This is a genomic window from Vibrio sp. QJM3NY_35 (assembly GCF_057785915.1).
Window position 1 is genome coordinate 2,952,192 of record NZ_CM173507.1, and the last position, 16,601, is coordinate 2,968,792.

Consider the following 16,601-nt stretch of genomic DNA (forward strand, 5'->3'; position numbering starts at 1 on the left):
TAAAGTGTAGGGTTTAATCCTAAGTCGGATTCACCTTCACTTAATTTGATTCAGAATTACTTAGTACGCTTGAACTTAATGTCCCAAACGCCATGACCTAAACGGTGGCCACGCGCTTCAAACTTAGTTAGCGGACGCTCATCCGGACGAGGAATGTAATCACCATCTTCAGCGATATTCTCGAAGCCAGGAGCAACCTTCATCACTTCAATCATGTGTTCTGCGTAGTTTTCCCAGTCAGTAGCCATGTGGAAAATACCAGTATCAAGTTGAAGCTTGCCGCGAACCATCTCGGTGAATTCAGCCTTAACGATACGACGCTTATGGTGACGAGCTTTGTGCCATGGGTCAGGGAAGAACAGTTGCAGTGTATGCAGGCTGCTGTCTGGGATCATGTGTTCAAATACTTCTACTGCATCGTGACACATTACACGCAGGTTAGTTACGCCAGCATCGCGAGCTGTACCTAAACACGCACCAACACCTGGGCTGTGAACTTCAATACCTAAGAAGTTTTTCTCAGGCGTATTCTTTGCCATTTCAACCAGTGATGCACCCATACCGAAGCCAATTTCTAGTACAACAGGGTTGTCGTTGCCAAACACTTCTTTCCAATTAAGAAGTTCTGGGTTGTAGTCGATACCCATTGTTGGCCAACATTCGTTCATCGCGTTTTCTTGGCCTTTTGTTAAGCGGCCTTCGCGGCGAACAAAACTACGGATCTTACGAACCAGTTTGCCGTCTTCAGTATATTCGTTAGTGGTCACTTCACTCATTGATTTTTGCCTGCACATTGATTAATCAAAGCGGGGATTATCCAAAGAATTGCCTCCGGTGCAAGTCTTTCCGTGGATAAATTCCCACACAATTTGTCTGTTTTACATCCAACCGTAAGTGTGGTGCAATTTCACTCCTAATAATAGCAAAGCATAGAGCATGTCGTGACTCCTTTCGCAACCGCCATATTAAAGTGGTATGACGCCTTTGGGCGTAAAGAATTACCTTGGCAACAAAACAAAACCGCCTACACCGTTTGGCTATCTGAAATCATGCTTCAGCAGACTCAAGTCGCCACGGTGATTCCATACTACCAGCGCTTCTTAGAACGCTTTCCAACGGTTATTGACCTAGCGAACGCCGAACAAGATGAGGTGCTGCACTTATGGACAGGGCTTGGCTATTACGCGCGAGCTCGTAACTTGCACAAGGCTGCCAAGATTGTTGCCGAGCAATACGGTGGTGAATTTCCGCTTTCTATCGAAGAAATGAACGCGCTACCGGGTATTGGACGCTCTACTGCCGCTGCAGTGCTGTCCTCTGTGCATAAACTCCCTCATGCGATTCTTGATGGCAACGTCAAGCGCACCTTGGCGAGAAGCTTTGCAGTAGAAGGTTGGCCGGGACAAAAGAAAGTCGAGAACCAGCTTTGGGAACACGCAGAAACACACACTCCCAATCAAGATGTTGATAAGTACAATCAAGCCATGATGGATATGGGTGCGATGGTTTGTACTCGTAGCAAGCCCAAATGTACGTTGTGCCCGATTGAAAGCATGTGCGAAGCTAAGAAACTCGATAGACAGCTCGATTTCCCTGGCAAAAAGCCTAAGAAAGAAAAGCCAATAAAAGAAACATGGTTTGTGATTCTGTACCACGATAATCAAGTATGGCTCGAACAACGCCCTCAGTCTGGTATCTGGGGAGGACTGTTCTGTTTCCCTCAAAATGAAAACGCAGAGATCGAACATCAATTAGATCTTCGTTCGATCAAAGACAACGAAACCGATTCGATCAAGACCATGATTGCGTTTCGACATACTTTCAGCCACTACCACTTAGATATCACACCTGTATTAGTAAAATTAGATAAACAACCAGATTTGATAATGGAAGGGACTAAAGGTCTCTGGTATAACTTATCAAAACCGGAAGAAATTGGCCTAGCAGCTCCTGTAAAGCAGCTTATTGAGAGCCTACCCTTTGAACTGAACGACGACGTTTGAATCAACGAACGCGATAAGAGGAACCACTATGAGCCGCACTGTATTTTGTGCTCGCCTTCAAAAAGATGCTGAAGGCCTAGATTTTCAACTTTACCCAGGTGACTTAGGTAAGCGTATCTTTGACAACATCTCTAAAGAAGCTTGGGGACAATGGCAAAGCAAGCAAACCATGCTTATCAATGAGAAGAAGCTAAATATGATGGATCCTGAACATCGTAAACTTCTTGAAACTGAGATGGTTAACTTCCTTTTCGAAGGTAAAGATGTCGTTATTGATGGCTACACTCCACCAAGCGAATAAGACATTTATTTAAGCAAATTTTAATGACATCATGGTTAACGCTGCGATGTCATTTTTGTATGAGGAACTATGAAAAAGCTAAGTTACTTCCTAACAGCCATGTTGTTAACTGGCTGCAGTCGTGAATTTGTCGAAAGCATTTATGATGTTAATTACGAACCAACCAACCGATTTGTCAGTAATTTAGCGGAGCTACCCGGTCAATTTGAAAAAGACACTGGGGCGTTAGATTCTTTAATTAATAGCTTTTCTGGCAATATCCAAAAACGTTGGGGCAGCAGTGAAGTAAAGATGGCGGGTAAGAGTAACTATGTGAAATACATAGATAATTACCTGAGTCGTTCAGAAGTAAACTTTAGCCAAGGCCTGATCACAGTTGAAACCGTCTCCTCAACGGATCCTAAAAAGCACCTCAAAAATGCAATAATGACGACACTTTTGACGCCAGATGATCCTGCGAATGTCGATCTATTCTCTTCCAAAAGCATCAAGTTAGAAGGTCAACCTTTCCTTTATAACCAAGTCGTTGATCAAGATAAGAAGCCAATCCAATGGACATGGCGCGCGAACAAGTTTGCCGATTACTTGATCGCTAATAACTTAAAAACCAAGGAAGTCGACTTTAAAAAAGCTTACTACGTCGAAATCCCAATGGTGGCCGATCACGCCAGCAAACGAAGCTATAAGTACGCCGATATCGTTCGTCGCGCATCCCAACGTTATGACATCCCTGAAGACTTGATTTACGCGATCATCAAAACAGAGAGTAGTTTTAACCCATACGCTGTGAGTTGGGCGAACGCTTATGGTCTTATGCAGGTAGTCCCAAAAACCGCAGGTCGAGATGTCTTTAAGCTTGTCAAAAAGAAACCTGGAGAACCAAGTCCTGAGTACTTATTCAATCCAGAAAACAACATTGATGCTGGCACTGCGTACTTTTACATCCTTAAAAATCGTTATTTGAAGGACGTGCAGCACCCAACAACGCTTGAGTACAGCATGATCTCAGCATACAACGGTGGCACTGGTGGGGTACTAAATACCTTCAGCAAAGACCGAAAGCGAGCAATGCGTGACTTAAATTCATTGCAACCTAGTCAAGCTTACTGGGCACTGACAAAGAAACACCCAAACAAAGAGTCGCGTCGATACTTAGAAAAAGTAACAAAATTCAAGAAAGATTTTAACCAAGGTAAAACGTAAGCCTCACTTTTGAATAAAAAAACAACTAACGAACGTTTTTTTTAATTATTTTCAAAAAAGGTGTTGACGGTTATGCAGAAAATCCGTTTAATAGCGCTCCGTTGCCCGGATAGCTCAGTCGGTAGAGCAGAGGATTGAAAATCCTCGTGTCGGTGGTTCGATTCCGCCTCCGGGCACCACAATTTGATTTGTTGGTGTCATTACTCTTTAACAGGGAGTAGCAACACGAACAAAAGCATAAAGAATTTAGTGTGCCGACTTAGCTCAGTAGGTAGAGCAACTGACTTGTAATCAGTAGGTCACCAGTTCGACTCCGGTAGTCGGCACCATTCTTTTGCCTCGATAGCTCAGTCGGTAGAGCAGCGGATTGAAAATCCGCGTGTCGGTGGTTCGATTCCGCCTCGAGGCACCATTATTTGGTACTTAACAAATAATGGTCTTTATTGACCTGATGTTAAGACAAGTAATTCCCCTTTAGTTCAGTTGGTAGAACGGCGGACTGTTAATCCGTATGTCGCAAGTTCAAGTCTTGCAAGGGGAGCCATTTTAAAGAACTTCATTTTATATGAGGTTTTAATTAGAGAGTTTACTCTCTAAAGCAAAGAATTTAGTGTGCCGACTTAGCTCAGTAGGTAGAGCAACTGACTTGTAATCAGTAGGTCACCAGTTCGACTCCGGTAGTCGGCACCATTCTTTTGCCTCGATAGCTCAGTCGGTAGAGCAGCGGATTGAAAATCCGCGTGTCGGTGGTTCGATTCCGCCTCGAGGCACCATTATTTGGTACTTAACAAATAATGGTCTTTATAGACCTGATGTTAAGACAAGTAATTCCCCTTTAGTTCAGTTGGTAGAACGGCGGACTGTTAATCCGTATGTCGCAAGTTCAAGTCTTGCAAGGGGAGCCACATTCAAGAAAGCCAAGTCGAAAGACTTTAATGCCGTTCGGATAAGCATTACTGCTTGAACCTAAACGGATATTTGGCTGGAACAAAGAGGACTGAACGTGGAAACGTTCGGTCCTTTCTTTTATCTGGAAGAATGAAGTGACTCAGACTTTCTCTCATTCTTTTAAGTTTGACTGGTAGGGTTCCGTCTGGACTTAAAGCTAGCCAACGTAATTGCGCATCAATAAGGTTAATTGCGGCGGTAAAACTGACCCTAGTAGCTCGAACCCCGGCTTCTGAAGCTATATTAACCATCTCTAATCGCACTAAGTTATAGGCAAGTAATACGCCCCAAAGCTCTTGCTTCACTCCGGCAGAAAAACGACTTCGTAAAGTGACGTGACTTTGCAGTTGAGTCTGTTTAATTTCACCATAACCTTCTTCTATCTCCCAGCGTTGCCAATAAATACGCAGCAGGCTTTCTAACGAGTATCTACTAGGGTCTGTAAGTGAAGTAATAAAACCTTTTATCTCACCTTTTGGCTCTTGATATAGGACTAATCTGGCTTCCCAACGTGCGGGTAAATTTGGGTTCTGCCGTTGAGCTTGAGGAGAGATAGGCATTGAAATGAGCATGTCGTTCTCAGCATATTTCTCCAACACTTCATAGCGTAGCTTACGTTTTGTAGGCATTAACCAGTGAGCATTTTCCGCACTCTCTTGCCACGACAACAAAAGGTCTGCCGAGAAATAACAACGATCAAATAAGGTCAATGAATGTGCGGGGACATCATTGAATAGACGCTTAGCTAAGGTCGTTTCACCGACATGACAACCATCAAAAGCTGCCCCCATAATCATTCGAGTTTCTGTTGACATCAAAGCGACTAAACGAAGTTGAGGATAAGGTTTTAATTTTTTAGAGATGAACCCAAATTCTTCAGCGTTCTCTGTGGAATCTTGACACCTAAATGTTGTCCCATCGACAGCAAGAACATTAAGCCCTAAGTCTTTGTCTTGTTGAAGGATATCTTCGCGCCAAGCCTTTACCGTTGTGTGAAACAGAGCCGCTAACGGACTCTCATCTAGACGTCGACGTGAATCAGTTAGGACACTGGGTGCAACACGAGACCAGCTATCTTCAGGTTTAGGCTGAAGTGCGATGTCTAATGAACTGCATACTTCTTTGATAGACATGTTGCGTTGCAGCCCCATCCAAATAACTAACCAGACAGCTTGCTGAGCGGGAAGTCGGCGTCGTCTTATGCTCGCTTTATTGGTTTCAAGAAGAGCTTGTTCTATCCACTCAATCTGAATGGCGTCGACGACAGATTCATAATTGTCGGCATCTTCAATGGTCTCGTGTGCCATTGCTAATTCTTGTTCAAGCATAAAAAATCCCCATCAACGTTGTTGATGGGGATTATCTGCTAACTGCAAGATCGTTCAAGTCTTCTTAAACGATCGGCATTAAGTCGAAAGACTTGGCTTTTTTTCGTTTGAGCTAACGCTAACTCTAACTCTATTCAGTATTGCCGCCAGCTCAACATCAAGCCCTGATCACCCCCATAAAGTTAAAGCATCCCCTTTCCTATCTCGACAGTACCCATCCTTGAATTCGTCCAAACCCTCTCGATACAAACTAAACCACCTCTGAAATTAAGCACCTTTAGCCGCGTATCGTCACATAAAAATAAACAGCATGATAACTCGTTACTTTTTTTGCTTCGTAAATTTAATCTCTATCATGTTTTGATATCTTTCTGATATCTGCCCTACACGACTTAGATTAAGATTCGATGAATTATATCTAATACTAATTATTGAATCGCTACGCAGGAAAATATGAAATTAAAAACGCAAGCTTACTTATTATCGGGCATCATCTTGATCGCTCTGCTAGCGCTAACTGCTACTGGTTTATGGACATTGAGAGTCGCTAGTAACATGGACAACAAAGCTCGTGTGACTGAGCTATTTAAGAGCGCATACAGCATTCTTACTGAAGTCGAAAAAATGGCTATTGATGGCACTCTAGAAGAACAACAGGCCAAACAGCTTGCCACTCGCCTACTACGTAACAACATCTATAAAGATAATGAATACGTTTATGTTGCGGATGAAAACATGACCTTTGTTGCGACACCTCTGGATCCACAACTACACGGAACCAGCTTTAATGATTTTAAAGACGGTGATGGGAATAGCGTTGGCCAACTCATTCAACGAGTACTTGGCAGTCGTACTGGCCAGATCATTGAGTACACCTGGACGCAAAAACTTCCAGATGGAACAATTGAAGAAAAACTTTCAATGGCAGAGAAAACGCCACATTGGGGTTGGGTTGTCGGCACAGGTATCGGCTTCAATGAAGTTAACGCGCGTTTCTGGTCTACCGCTCAATGGCAGCTATTCCTTTGTGTGGTAATTGCGGGTCTTATCCTATCGAGCTTGATTGCATCCATAAAGCGCATGCTAGCGCTTCTTGGTGGCGAGCCTAAGGATGTAAGAGAAGCAGTACAAGCAGTCGCAGAAGGCCGCATTCAAACCTATTTCGAAACTCAGGCAACAGACGGCAGTATCTACCACGCCGTACAACAAATGAGTAAGTCACTGGCTGAGTTGGTATCAAACCTTGACGCTTCAATGCTGGCATTAAGGGGCGAACTGCAACGCGTAGAAGATCGTGCTGGGGCAATTGCTCAGCTAACAGAGACACAACAGCAATCAACAGAGATGATCGCAACCGCAATGACCGAGATGGCCTCTTCAGCCAACAATGTTGCTGATTCAGCGGGTGATACTGCGCGTAATACTGACGAAGCTGATAAACAGAGCCAACATACTCAGCAGTTAATTCACAACACGGTAGATAACATTCAAGGTCTAGCAGGCCAACTAGGAACTGCCAGTGAAGCCGTCGCTAACCTAGATAGCGATGTACATAACATCGTTAAGGTCTTAGACGTCATCGGTGATATTGCAGAACAAACTAACCTTCTAGCGCTAAATGCGGCAATTGAAGCTGCGCGCGCTGGTGAACAAGGCCGCGGATTTGCGGTTGTGGCTGATGAGGTTCGTAACCTTGCAGGTCGAACACAATCAAGCACGAAAGAAATCCAGCTAATGATCAATAACCTTCAAGAAGGCTCTCGTAACGCAATAAAAACTATGGAAGTGTGTGCGACGACCAGTGAAAGCACCGTAACAGAGTCCCAGAATGCCTCTGAAGCTCTACAACAGATTGTTATCGCATTAGAGTCTATTTCATCGATGAGTCATCAAATCGCGACAGCCGCCGCTGAGCAGACTCAGGTGAGTGACGATATTTCGAAGCGTATCAATATGATCGAAGAAAGTGGCAACCAACTGAGTAATGTGGTGACAGAAAGTCATAACAGCACTCAAACTCTCACCTCCCTTTCTAACGAATTAGAAGCTTGGGTTAATAGGTTTGAAGTAAAACACTAAACTCTCGAGTAAATTCTTAAATATAAAAGCACGTTTTCATACGTGCTTTTTTTGTTTCGGTGCCTATTCAGTCCAGTTAACCGTAGTTTCAGTATCTTTTAGAGCATGCTAGACCTAGGTTTTTAGCCCCAAACGAACAAAAACAATCCACTAAGTATAGAAAAACATCAAACGATACTTTTTTTGCAATTTAATGTTGACCCAGAACGCGAAAACACGTTTAATACACCTCGTCGCCCGGATAGCTCAGTCGGTAGAGCAGAGGATTGAAAATCCTCGTGTCGGTGGTTCGATTCCGCCTCCGGGCACCACAATTTATTTGTTGGTGTCCTAGACAACAACAGTAAAGCACAAAGAAATATTATGTGCCGACTTAGCTCAGTAGGTAGAGCAACTGACTTGTAATCAGTAGGTCACCAGTTCGACTCCGGTAGTCGGCACCATTTCTTTAAAGCTTTAAGAATAATTCCCCTTTAGTTCAGTTGGTAGAACGGCGGACTGTTAATCCGTATGTCGCAAGTTCAAGTCTTGCAAGGGGAGCCAAGTTAATCATCAAGCATAAGCTTTTTGATTCATGATGCCGACTTAGCTCAGTAGGTAGAGCAACTGACTTGTAATCAGTAGGTCACCAGTTCGATTCCGGTAGTCGGCACCATTCTCTTGATTAGAGACTAAACAATCAATTCCCCTTTAGTTCAGTTGGTAGAACGGCGGACTGTTAATCCGTATGTCGCAAGTTCAAGTCTTGCAAGGGGAGCCAATTAGAAAAGGCCGCATCATTGATGCGGCCTTTTTGCATTTAAAGATCCGAACTCATCCATACCAGTCTACTCACCTTTTACTACCTCATTTAATTCGAAAACCAACACTTTTAATGCTCTTCTAAAGCAATCAGACTTTTCTCTTTAATTCCGCTCAAGCTATCACAAGAACAAACTTGTCACTCTTGCAAGAAGCCAGTCATCACGAAGGGCTACTTTCGTTATCTATAGAAGTGCTCTGCTGAGAAATTCTAGTCGTAATGGGGGCGGGAATTAAAAGCTAAATAATGAATTCAAATAAGCTCTAGAAAGGCTCTGTTGGTTACTTAAATTGAAATGGCATACGACTCACTCTTTATCGAAACTATCCACTACAATCGCTCCCATAGACGCTGGCATAGAAATAACAATTACCCTTTTGATAGATACAATTGGATCGCTTAATAAAGGAAGCTTGTCCAAACAAGTCAGCACCAAAGCAACAACCAATGCAGTCATCACATAAGCAATAACAATTCTGAAAATAAACACTGGCAACCGAGCGACAATATCTTTCTGAAATACACTCTCATACGTGTAAAAGCCCAGGAATACAGCAGACAATAGAAACAACAACAGCAAGTTAGCTGTGGGCAAAGTCTCTCCTAACTTCCACGCTTCTTCAGAAAAAGAAATCGGCACGGCCAAAGCAAAAGATCCTACAAAGATCTGGCTCGCATCTTCAAAGTTAAAGCTTAATTTCATAATTCGACCCATTAGGTTTTAAGGCTTTATCTATTTTTAAAATAATCACAAAATTATCTGCCGATGATTTGGGGAATTTTCTATTCTTACCAAGCAACAGAAATGACAATTCTTAGCTTAATATTAGTCGTAATAACTTAAACATAGCTTGAACTAACCAGCAAGAAATCAATATGTTCAGAGTAAAAGCGGTGAAACAACTAATTCATATCGAGTCAACAAGCACATCAGAATCGAAGAAATACCGGCAAACATCCTAAGATACCAGTACCTAGAACCAGAGAACCTCAATCAGTTGGGTGATAAACATCACTGCACGGATCGGGGGATAGTCTATTTCTTAGCTTATATATCCTTCCAGCATCACTTGGGGAGCTCAACCTAGCGACTCTCACCTTCAAACTGAATCTAGTCCGCTTTCCCCCTTTGAGATGCTTCAAACAGGGTGCTCAATACAATTAAGATTGGTTTAAGTTTAATGCATAGCAAGAGCATGAAATCGAATCATTAAGGGCTCTAGCGTTCTTAGCAGAAGTCCCCATGATGGAGTCCTAATTACACACCAGAACTATCCTCTAGATTCACAGATAGAACAGAAGTCAGGTTTCCTAGACAAAGATCTATTAACTAATACTTGAGGAGGGCTCCAAGCAATGATCAAGCAGGATGGTTGTAATGCTTGTATAGTTTCAGGTATTGAATTGGGGCGCTGAGTCAGAACAGTCTCATTAGACTAACTTACAACGTCGTATGGCTCGAGTATTTAATTAGTAAGCTTAAAGATCTGCGTGCGTTTGAAGTCATTCTTGTATCAAACCACAATTGGAATCAGAAATGATGTGATTCTAGTCGTAGGATTGGGATTTCTGATAAGTGACGGAGTTATGGTTTACGGGAAACCTTATGTGGAAGTCATTAGATGGAAGGGCGAAACACTATAATTTAGATGTAAAAAAGCCCCGCTATTTCTAGCGAGGCTTCTAAATAAGTGGCGGAGTGGACGGGACTCGAACCCGCGACCCCCGGCGTGACAGGCCGGTATTCTAACCAACTGAACTACCACTCCGCAGTGTCTATTCAGCATAATGCAATTTAAGCCTGACGATGTCCTACTCTCACATGGGGAAACCCCACACTACCATCGGCGCTATTGTGTTTCACTTCTGAGTTCGGCATGGAATCAGGTGGGTCCACAATGCTATGGTCGTCAAACAAATTCTGTTGTTAACTTGATGAATCAAATCAACTAAATAGTGGTGCTGATACCCAGACTCGAACTGGGGACCTCACCCTTACCAAGGGTGCGCTCTACCGGGCTGAGCTATATCAGCAATTCAAGAACCGTTTAAAAACGACTCTAAAAATTTAAAGCCTGGCGATGTCCTACTCTCACATGGGGAAACCCCACACTACCATCGGCGCTATTGTGTTTCACTTCTGAGTTCGGCATGGAATCAGGTGGGCCCACAATGCTATGGTCGCCAAGCAAATTTTGCTTTTACTTTCAGTTTTTTAAAAACTGAAGGCAAAATAATCTGGAAAACTGATTTAAAAGTCTCTTTCAAACTCATTCAAGCGTTTGTACTTTGTTTCTGCTTTTAAAAAGCGGAGACAAATAGTTTTGAGTCCACAAAACCCCTTGGGTGTTGTATGGTTAAGCCTCACGGGCAATTAGTACAGGTTAGCTCAATGCCTCGCAGCACTTACACACCCTGCCTATCAACGTCGTAGTCTACGACAACCCTTTAGGACACTTATAGTGCCAGGGAAAACTCATCTCAAGGCTCGCTTCCCGCTTAGATGCTTTCAGCGGTTATCGATTCCGAACTTAGCTACCGGGCAATGCCATTGGCATGACAACCCGAACACCAGAGGTTCGTCCACTCCGGTCCTCTCGTACTAGGAGCAGCCCCTTTCAATTTTCCAACGCCCACGGCAGATAGGGACCGAACTGTCTCACGACGTTCTAAACCCAGCTCGCGTACCACTTTAAATGGCGAACAGCCATACCCTTGGGACCGACTTCAGCCCCAGGATGTGATGAGCCGACATCGAGGTGCCAAACACCGCCGTCGATATGAACTCTTGGGCGGTATCAGCCTGTTATCCCCGGAGTACCTTTTATCCGTTGAGCGATGGCCCTTCCATTCAGAACCACCGGATCACTATGACCTGCTTTCGCACCTGCTCGAATTGTCATTCTCGCAGTCAAGCGGGCTTATGCCATTGCACTAACCACACGATGTCCAACCGTGTTTAGCCCACCTTCGTGCTCCTCCGTTACTCTTTGGGAGGAGACCGCCCCAGTCAAACTACCCACCAGGCACTGTCCGTAATCCCGATTCAGGGACCAACGTTAGAACATCAAAACTACAAGGGTGGTATTTCAAGGACGACTCCATCACATCTAGCGACGCAATTTCATAGTCTCCCACCTATCCTACACATGTAGGTTCAATGTTCAGTGCCAAGCTGTAGTAAAGGTTCACGGGGTCTTTCCGTCTAGCCGCGGGTACACTGCATCTTCACAGCGATTTCAATTTCACTGAGTCTCGGGTGGAGACAGCGTGGCCATCATTACGCCATTCGTGCAGGTCGGAACTTACCCGACAAGGAATTTCGCTACCTTAGGACCGTTATAGTTACGGCCGCCGTTTACCGGGGCTTCGATCAAGAGCTTCGACCGAAGTCTAACCCCATCAATTAACCTTCCGGCACCGGGCAGGCGTCACACCGTATACGTCATCTTACGATTTTGCACAGTGCTGTGTTTTTAATAAACAGTTGCAGCCACCTGGTATCTGCGACTCTCGTCTGCTCCATCCGCAAGGGACTTCACTGATAAGAGCGTACCTTCTCCCGAAGTTACGGTACCATTTTGCCTAGTTCCTTCACCCGAGTTCTCTCAAGCGCCTTGGTATTCTCTACCCGACCACCTGTGTCGGTTTGGGGTACGATTCCTTACAATCTGAAGCTTAGAGGCTTTTCCTGGAAGCATGGCATCAATGACTTCACTACCGTAGTAGCTCGACATCGTATCTCAGCGTTAGTAGCGGTCCGGATTTACCTAAACCACCCGCCTACGTACTTGAACCTGGACAACCGTCGCCAGGCCCACCTAGCCTTCTCCGTCCCCCCATCGCAATTGTAAGAAGTACGGGAATATTAACCCGTTTCCCATCGACTACGCCTTTCGGCCTCGCCTTAGGAGTCGACTTACCCTGCCCCGATTAACGTTGGACAGGAACCCTTGGTCTTCCGGCGAGGGAGTTTTTCACTCCCTTTATCGTTACTCATGTCAGCATTCGCACTTCTGATACCTCCAGCAGCCCTTACAGACCACCTTCAACGGCTTACAGAACGCTCCCCTACCCCACATACCCTAAGGTACGTAGCCGCAGCTTCGGTGTATAGCTTAGCCCCGTTACATCTTCCGCGCAGGCCGACTCGACCAGTGAGCTATTACGCTTTCTTTAAATGATGGCTGCTTCTAAGCCAACATCCTGGCTGTCTGAGCCTTCCCACATCGTTTCCCACTTAGCTATACTTTGGGACCTTAGCTGGCGGTCTGGGTTGTTTCCCTCTCCACGACGGACGTTAGCACCCGCCGTGTGTCTCCCGGATAGTACTTACTGGTATTCGGAGTTTGCAAAGGGTTGGTAAGTCGGGATGACCCCCTAGCCTTAACAGTGCTCTACCCCCAGTAGTATTCGTCCGAGGCGCTACCTAAATAGCTTTCGGGGAGAACCAGCTATCTCCAGGTTTGATTGGCCTTTCACCCCTAGCCACAAGTCATCCGCTAATTTTTCAACATTAGTCGGTTCGGTCCTCCAGTTGATGTTACTCAACCTTCAACCTGCCCATGGCTAGATCACCTGGTTTCGGGTCTAATCCTAGCAACTGTACGCCCAGTTAAGACTCGGTTTCCCTACGGCTCCCCTAAACGGTTAACCTTGCTACTAAAATTAAGTCGCTGACCCATTATACAAAAGGTACGCAGTCACACCACGAAGGTGCTCCTACTGCTTGTACGTACACGGTTTCAGGTTCTATTTCACTCCCCTCACAGGGGTTCTTTTCGCCTTTCCCTCACGGTACTGGTTCACTATCGGTCAGTCAGTAGTATTTAGCCTTGGAGGATGGTCCCCCCATATTCAGACAGGATATCACGTGTCCCGCCCTACTCGTTTTCACTGATTATGAGATGTCGACTACGGGGCTATCACCCTTTACTGCGGCACTTTCCAGAGCCTTCGTCTGTCTCATTAAAAGCTTAAGGGCTAATCCAATTTCGCTCGCCGCTACTTTCGGAATCTCGGTTGATTTCTCTTCCTCGGGGTACTTAGATGTTTCAGTTCCCCCGGTTTGCCTCCTGTTGCTATATATTCACAACAGGATACTTGCTTATGCAAGTGGGTTTCCCCATTCAGGAATCCCAGACTCAAAAGGTTATTACTACCTAATCTGGGCTTATCGCAAGTTATTACGCCTTTCATCGCCTCTGACTGCCAAGGCATCCACCGTGTACGCTTAGTCACTTAACCATACAACCCGAAAGGGTCTTAGTGTATGGCAACTAACCAAGGTTTTTGGTTGTCATCAAGAAGGGTTAATTCTTGATGACTGTTTGCCGGACTCAATTGTGAATCAATGTAAACATTGATTCGAATACAAGACACTTGAATGTGTTTGTTGTGTTTATCTAATGAAAGATAAACATTGAGAACTTTTAAATTTGATTGAATTACTCGTAAGTAATCAATCAGTCAGCTTTCCAAATTGTTAAAGAGCTTGATTCAAACTAATGAACCATTTTTAAATATTTTCAAATAAAAACACTTAAAGATGGTGGAGCTATGCGGGATCGAACCGCAGACCTCCTGCGTGCAAGGCAGGCGCTCTCCCAGCTGAGCTATAGCCCCATCTTTGTATCTAGTCGATATTGGTGGGTCTGAGTGGACTCGAACCACCGACCTCCCGCTTATCAGGCGAGCGCTCTAACCAGCTGAGCTACAGACCCAATATCGTCTCTTTTACTTTCTAAACCTAATCAATCTGTGTGGACACTCATCGTGGTATCTTCGTATAAGGAGGTGATCCAGCCCCAGGTTCCCCTAGGGCTACCTTGTTACGACTTCACCCCAGTCATGAACCACAAAGTGGTGAGCGTCCTCCCCGAAAGGTTAAACTACCCACTTCTTTTGCAGCCCACTCCCATGGTGTGACGGGCGGTGTGTACAAGGCCCGGGAACGTATTCACCGTGACATTCTGATTCACGATTACTAGCGATTCCGACTTCATGGAGTCGAGTTGCAGACTCCAATCCGGACTACGACGCACTTTTTGGGATTCGCTCACTATCGCTAGCTTGCTGCCCTCTGTATGCGCCATTGTAGCACGTGTGTAGCCCTACTCGTAAGGGCCATGATGACTTGACGTCGTCCCCACCTTCCTCCGGTTTATCACCGGCAGTCTCCCTGGAGTTCCCGACATTACTCGCTGGCAAACAAGGATAAGGGTTGCGCTCGTTGCGGGACTTAACCCAACATTTCACAACACGAGCTGACGACAGCCATGCAGCACCTGTCTCAGAGCTCCCGAAGGCACACCTGCGTCTCCGCTGGCTTCTCTGGATGTCAAGAGTAGGTAAGGTTCTTCGCGTTGCATCGAATTAAACCACATGCTCCACCGCTTGTGCGGGCCCCCGTCAATTCATTTGAGTTTTAATCTTGCGACCGTACTCCCCAGGCGGTCTACTTAACGCGTTAGCTCCGAAAGCCACGGCTCAAGGCCACAACCTCCAAGTAGACATCGTTTACGGCGTGGACTACCAGGGTATCTAATCCTGTTTGCTCCCCACGCTTTCGCATCTGAGTGTCAGTGTCTGTCCAGGGGGCCGCCTTCGCCACTGGTATTCCTTCAGATCTCTACGCATTTCACCGCTACACCTGAAATTCTACCCCCCTCTACAGCACTCTAGTTCACCAGTTTCAAATGCAGTTCCGAGGTTGAGCCCCGGGCTTTCACATCTGACTTAATGAACCACCTGCATGCGCTTTACGCCCAGTAATTCCGATTAACGCTCGCACCCTCCGTATTACCGCGGCTGCTGGCACGGAGTTAGCCGGTGCTTCTTCTGTTGCTAACGTCAAGATGCGCAGCTATTAACTACACACCCTTCCTCACAACTGAAAGTACTTTACAACCCGAAGGCCTTCTTCATACACGCGGCATGGCTGCATCAGGCTTTCGCCCATTGTGCAATATTCCCCACTGCTGCCTCCCGTAGGAGTCTGGACCGTGTCTCAGTTCCAGTGTGGCTGATCATCCTCTCAGACCAGCTAGGGATCGTCGCCTTGGTGAGCCATTACCTCACCAACTAGCTAATCCCACCTAGGCATATCTTGACGCGAGAGGTCCGAAGATCCCCCTCTTTGGCCCGTAGGCATTATGCGGTATTAGCCATCGTTTCCAATGGTTATCCCCCACATCAAGGCAATTTCCTAGGCATTACTCACCCGTCCGCCGCTCGACGCCCATTAACGCACCCGAAGGATTGTTAGTGTCGTTTCCGCTCGACTTGCATGTGTTAGGCCTGCCGCCAGCGTTCAATCTGAGCCATGATCAAACTCTTCAATTTAAGATTTTGTGACTCAACGAATACTGACTTCAAAACTAATATTCATTCGAAAATGAACATGTAATTCTAAAGCTATTACCATTCCAACAGAATGGTAATGAATTGACTGTGCCAAAATTAAGTAAACTTAACTTTGTATTGGTCACTCAGTTCATTGAAATCAAGTTTGTTACCGAAGTAACTGTTACTACCTAAGTAATAACGTTTTGATATTCATCAACGAGTGCCCACACAGATTGATAGGTTTAAATTGTTAAAGAGCGTGTTCTCTAAAAAGAGAACGCTTTCAGTACCTTAGCACTTAAGCAGGACGCGTATAATACGCTTTCCACTTTGAAAGTCAACATAAAACACTAAGAAAACTTAGAACTCTATGGTGACTTGTCTATTCAATAGACAAAGTCGAAATTAAAGCCTGGCGATGTCCTACTCTCACATGGGGAAACCCCACACTACCATCGGCGCTATTGTGTTTCACTTCTGAGTTCGGCATGGAATCAGGTGGGTCCACAATGCTATGGTCGCCAAGCAAATTTTAAAATTCGGAAAACTGATTTAAAAGTCTCTTTCAAACTCATTCAAGCGTTTGGTAT

General features: G+C 45.1%; 7 protein-coding genes, 16 tRNA genes and 5 rRNA genes. 16 read left to right on the forward strand and 12 right to left on the reverse strand.

Translation table 11 applies throughout. The annotated features are described in order from the left end of the window. Positions 1–56 precede the first annotated feature (56 nt). The gene (gene trmB, locus AC3CH3_RS13250; RefSeq protein ID WP_488537317.1) at positions 57–776 is read right to left on the reverse strand and encodes a tRNA (guanosine(46)-N7)-methyltransferase TrmB; all 720 of its coding nucleotides are present in this window, start codon (positions 774–776) and stop codon (positions 57–59) included. A gap of 165 nt (positions 777–941) precedes the next feature. On the opposite strand from trmB, the gene mutY reads away from it, so the two are divergent. From mutY to AC3CH3_RS13300, 10 genes are all read left to right on the forward strand, one after another. Then, the gene (mutY, locus tag AC3CH3_RS13255) at positions 942–2,003 is read left to right on the forward strand and encodes an A/G-specific adenine glycosylase (RefSeq protein WP_473576260.1); all 1,062 of its coding nucleotides are present in this window, start codon (positions 942–944) and stop codon (positions 2,001–2,003) included. A 28-nt stretch (positions 2,004–2,031) separates the two neighbouring features. Continuing rightward, complete coding sequence (locus tag AC3CH3_RS13260) at positions 2,032–2,304, forward strand: oxidative damage protection protein (RefSeq protein WP_004735465.1); 273 nt, start codon at positions 2,032–2,034, stop codon at positions 2,302–2,304. A 69-nt stretch (positions 2,305–2,373) separates the two neighbouring features. Beyond that, positions 2,374–3,507 (forward strand): membrane-bound lytic murein transglycosylase MltC, encoded by a 1,134-nt coding sequence (mltC, locus tag AC3CH3_RS13265; protein WP_017084369.1) that lies wholly within the window; start codon positions 2,374–2,376, stop codon positions 3,505–3,507. 103 nt (positions 3,508–3,610) lie between these two features. Further along, a tRNA-Phe gene (locus AC3CH3_RS13270) sits at positions 3,611–3,686 on the forward strand. Positions 3,687–3,760: 74 nt separating this feature from the next. Further along, a tRNA-Thr gene (locus AC3CH3_RS13275) sits at positions 3,761–3,836 on the forward strand. Between the two features lie 7 nt (positions 3,837–3,843). Then, positions 3,844–3,919 (forward strand) — tRNA-Phe (locus AC3CH3_RS13280). Positions 3,920–3,975: 56 nt separating this feature from the next. After that, positions 3,976–4,051 (forward strand) — tRNA-Asn (locus AC3CH3_RS13285). Positions 4,052–4,121: 70 nt separating this feature from the next. Then, a tRNA-Thr gene (locus AC3CH3_RS13290) sits at positions 4,122–4,197 on the forward strand. 7 nt (positions 4,198–4,204) lie between these two features. Further along, a tRNA-Phe gene (locus tag AC3CH3_RS13295) sits at positions 4,205–4,280 on the forward strand. Between the two features lie 56 nt (positions 4,281–4,336). After that, positions 4,337–4,412: transfer RNA gene (locus AC3CH3_RS13300), tRNA-Asn, on the forward strand. A gap of 48 nt (positions 4,413–4,460) precedes the next feature. Here the strand turns inward: AC3CH3_RS13300 and AC3CH3_RS13305 are convergent. Beyond that, on the reverse strand, positions 4,461–5,783 hold the full coding sequence (locus tag AC3CH3_RS13305) for an IS4 family transposase (protein WP_488537318.1): 1,323 nt from the start codon (positions 5,781–5,783) through the stop codon (positions 4,461–4,463). 453 nt (positions 5,784–6,236) lie between these two features. On the opposite strand from AC3CH3_RS13305, the gene AC3CH3_RS13310 reads away from it, so the two are divergent. The 6 genes from AC3CH3_RS13310 to AC3CH3_RS13335 all read left to right on the forward strand — a co-directional run bounded on the left by AC3CH3_RS13310 (position 6,237) and on the right by AC3CH3_RS13335 (position 8,622). Beyond that, positions 6,237–7,862, forward strand: coding sequence for a methyl-accepting chemotaxis protein (locus AC3CH3_RS13310; RefSeq protein WP_146458292.1), 1,626 nt, complete (start codon positions 6,237–6,239; stop codon positions 7,860–7,862). A gap of 235 nt (positions 7,863–8,097) precedes the next feature. Continuing rightward, a tRNA-Phe gene (locus tag AC3CH3_RS13315) sits at positions 8,098–8,173 on the forward strand. Between the two features lie 56 nt (positions 8,174–8,229). Beyond that, positions 8,230–8,305 (forward strand) — tRNA-Thr (locus AC3CH3_RS13320). Positions 8,306–8,329: 24 nt separating this feature from the next. Further along, a tRNA-Asn gene (locus AC3CH3_RS13325) sits at positions 8,330–8,405 on the forward strand. 36 nt (positions 8,406–8,441) lie between these two features. Then, positions 8,442–8,517, forward strand: a tRNA-Thr gene (locus AC3CH3_RS13330). 29 nt (positions 8,518–8,546) lie between these two features. After that, positions 8,547–8,622 (forward strand) — tRNA-Asn (locus AC3CH3_RS13335). A gap of 349 nt (positions 8,623–8,971) precedes the next feature. Here the strand turns inward: AC3CH3_RS13335 and AC3CH3_RS13340 are convergent. The 10 genes from AC3CH3_RS13340 to rrf (AC3CH3_RS13385) all read right to left on the reverse strand — a co-directional run bounded on the left by AC3CH3_RS13340 (position 8,972) and on the right by rrf (AC3CH3_RS13385) (position 16,537). Next, positions 8,972–9,367 carry a DUF2391 family protein gene (locus tag AC3CH3_RS13340; RefSeq protein ID WP_017079303.1) on the reverse strand — a complete coding sequence of 132 codons (396 nt, stop codon included), beginning with the start codon at positions 9,365–9,367 and terminating at the stop codon, positions 8,972–8,974. Positions 9,368–10,356: 989 nt separating this feature from the next. Beyond that, positions 10,357–10,433: transfer RNA gene (locus AC3CH3_RS13345), tRNA-Asp, on the reverse strand. Between the two features lie 30 nt (positions 10,434–10,463). Next, positions 10,464–10,579: ribosomal RNA gene (gene rrf / locus AC3CH3_RS13350) — 5S ribosomal RNA — on the reverse strand. A 42-nt stretch (positions 10,580–10,621) separates the two neighbouring features. Beyond that, a tRNA-Thr gene (locus AC3CH3_RS13355) sits at positions 10,622–10,698 on the reverse strand. 39 nt (positions 10,699–10,737) lie between these two features. Beyond that, positions 10,738–10,853, reverse strand: a 5S ribosomal RNA gene (rrf, locus tag AC3CH3_RS13360). Positions 10,854–11,017: 164 nt separating this feature from the next. Beyond that, a 23S ribosomal RNA gene (locus tag AC3CH3_RS13365) occupies positions 11,018–13,911 on the reverse strand. Between the two features lie 302 nt (positions 13,912–14,213). Next, a tRNA-Ala gene (locus AC3CH3_RS13370) sits at positions 14,214–14,289 on the reverse strand. 21 nt (positions 14,290–14,310) lie between these two features. After that, positions 14,311–14,387, reverse strand: a tRNA-Ile gene (locus AC3CH3_RS13375). A gap of 66 nt (positions 14,388–14,453) precedes the next feature. Next, positions 14,454–16,008 (reverse strand): 16S ribosomal RNA (locus AC3CH3_RS13380). Positions 16,009–16,421: 413 nt separating this feature from the next. Next, positions 16,422–16,537: ribosomal RNA gene (gene rrf / locus AC3CH3_RS13385) — 5S ribosomal RNA — on the reverse strand. The 16S, 23S and 5S rRNA genes sit together here with 4 tRNA genes alongside, the layout of an rRNA operon. Between the last annotated feature and the right edge of the window lie 64 nt (positions 16,538–16,601).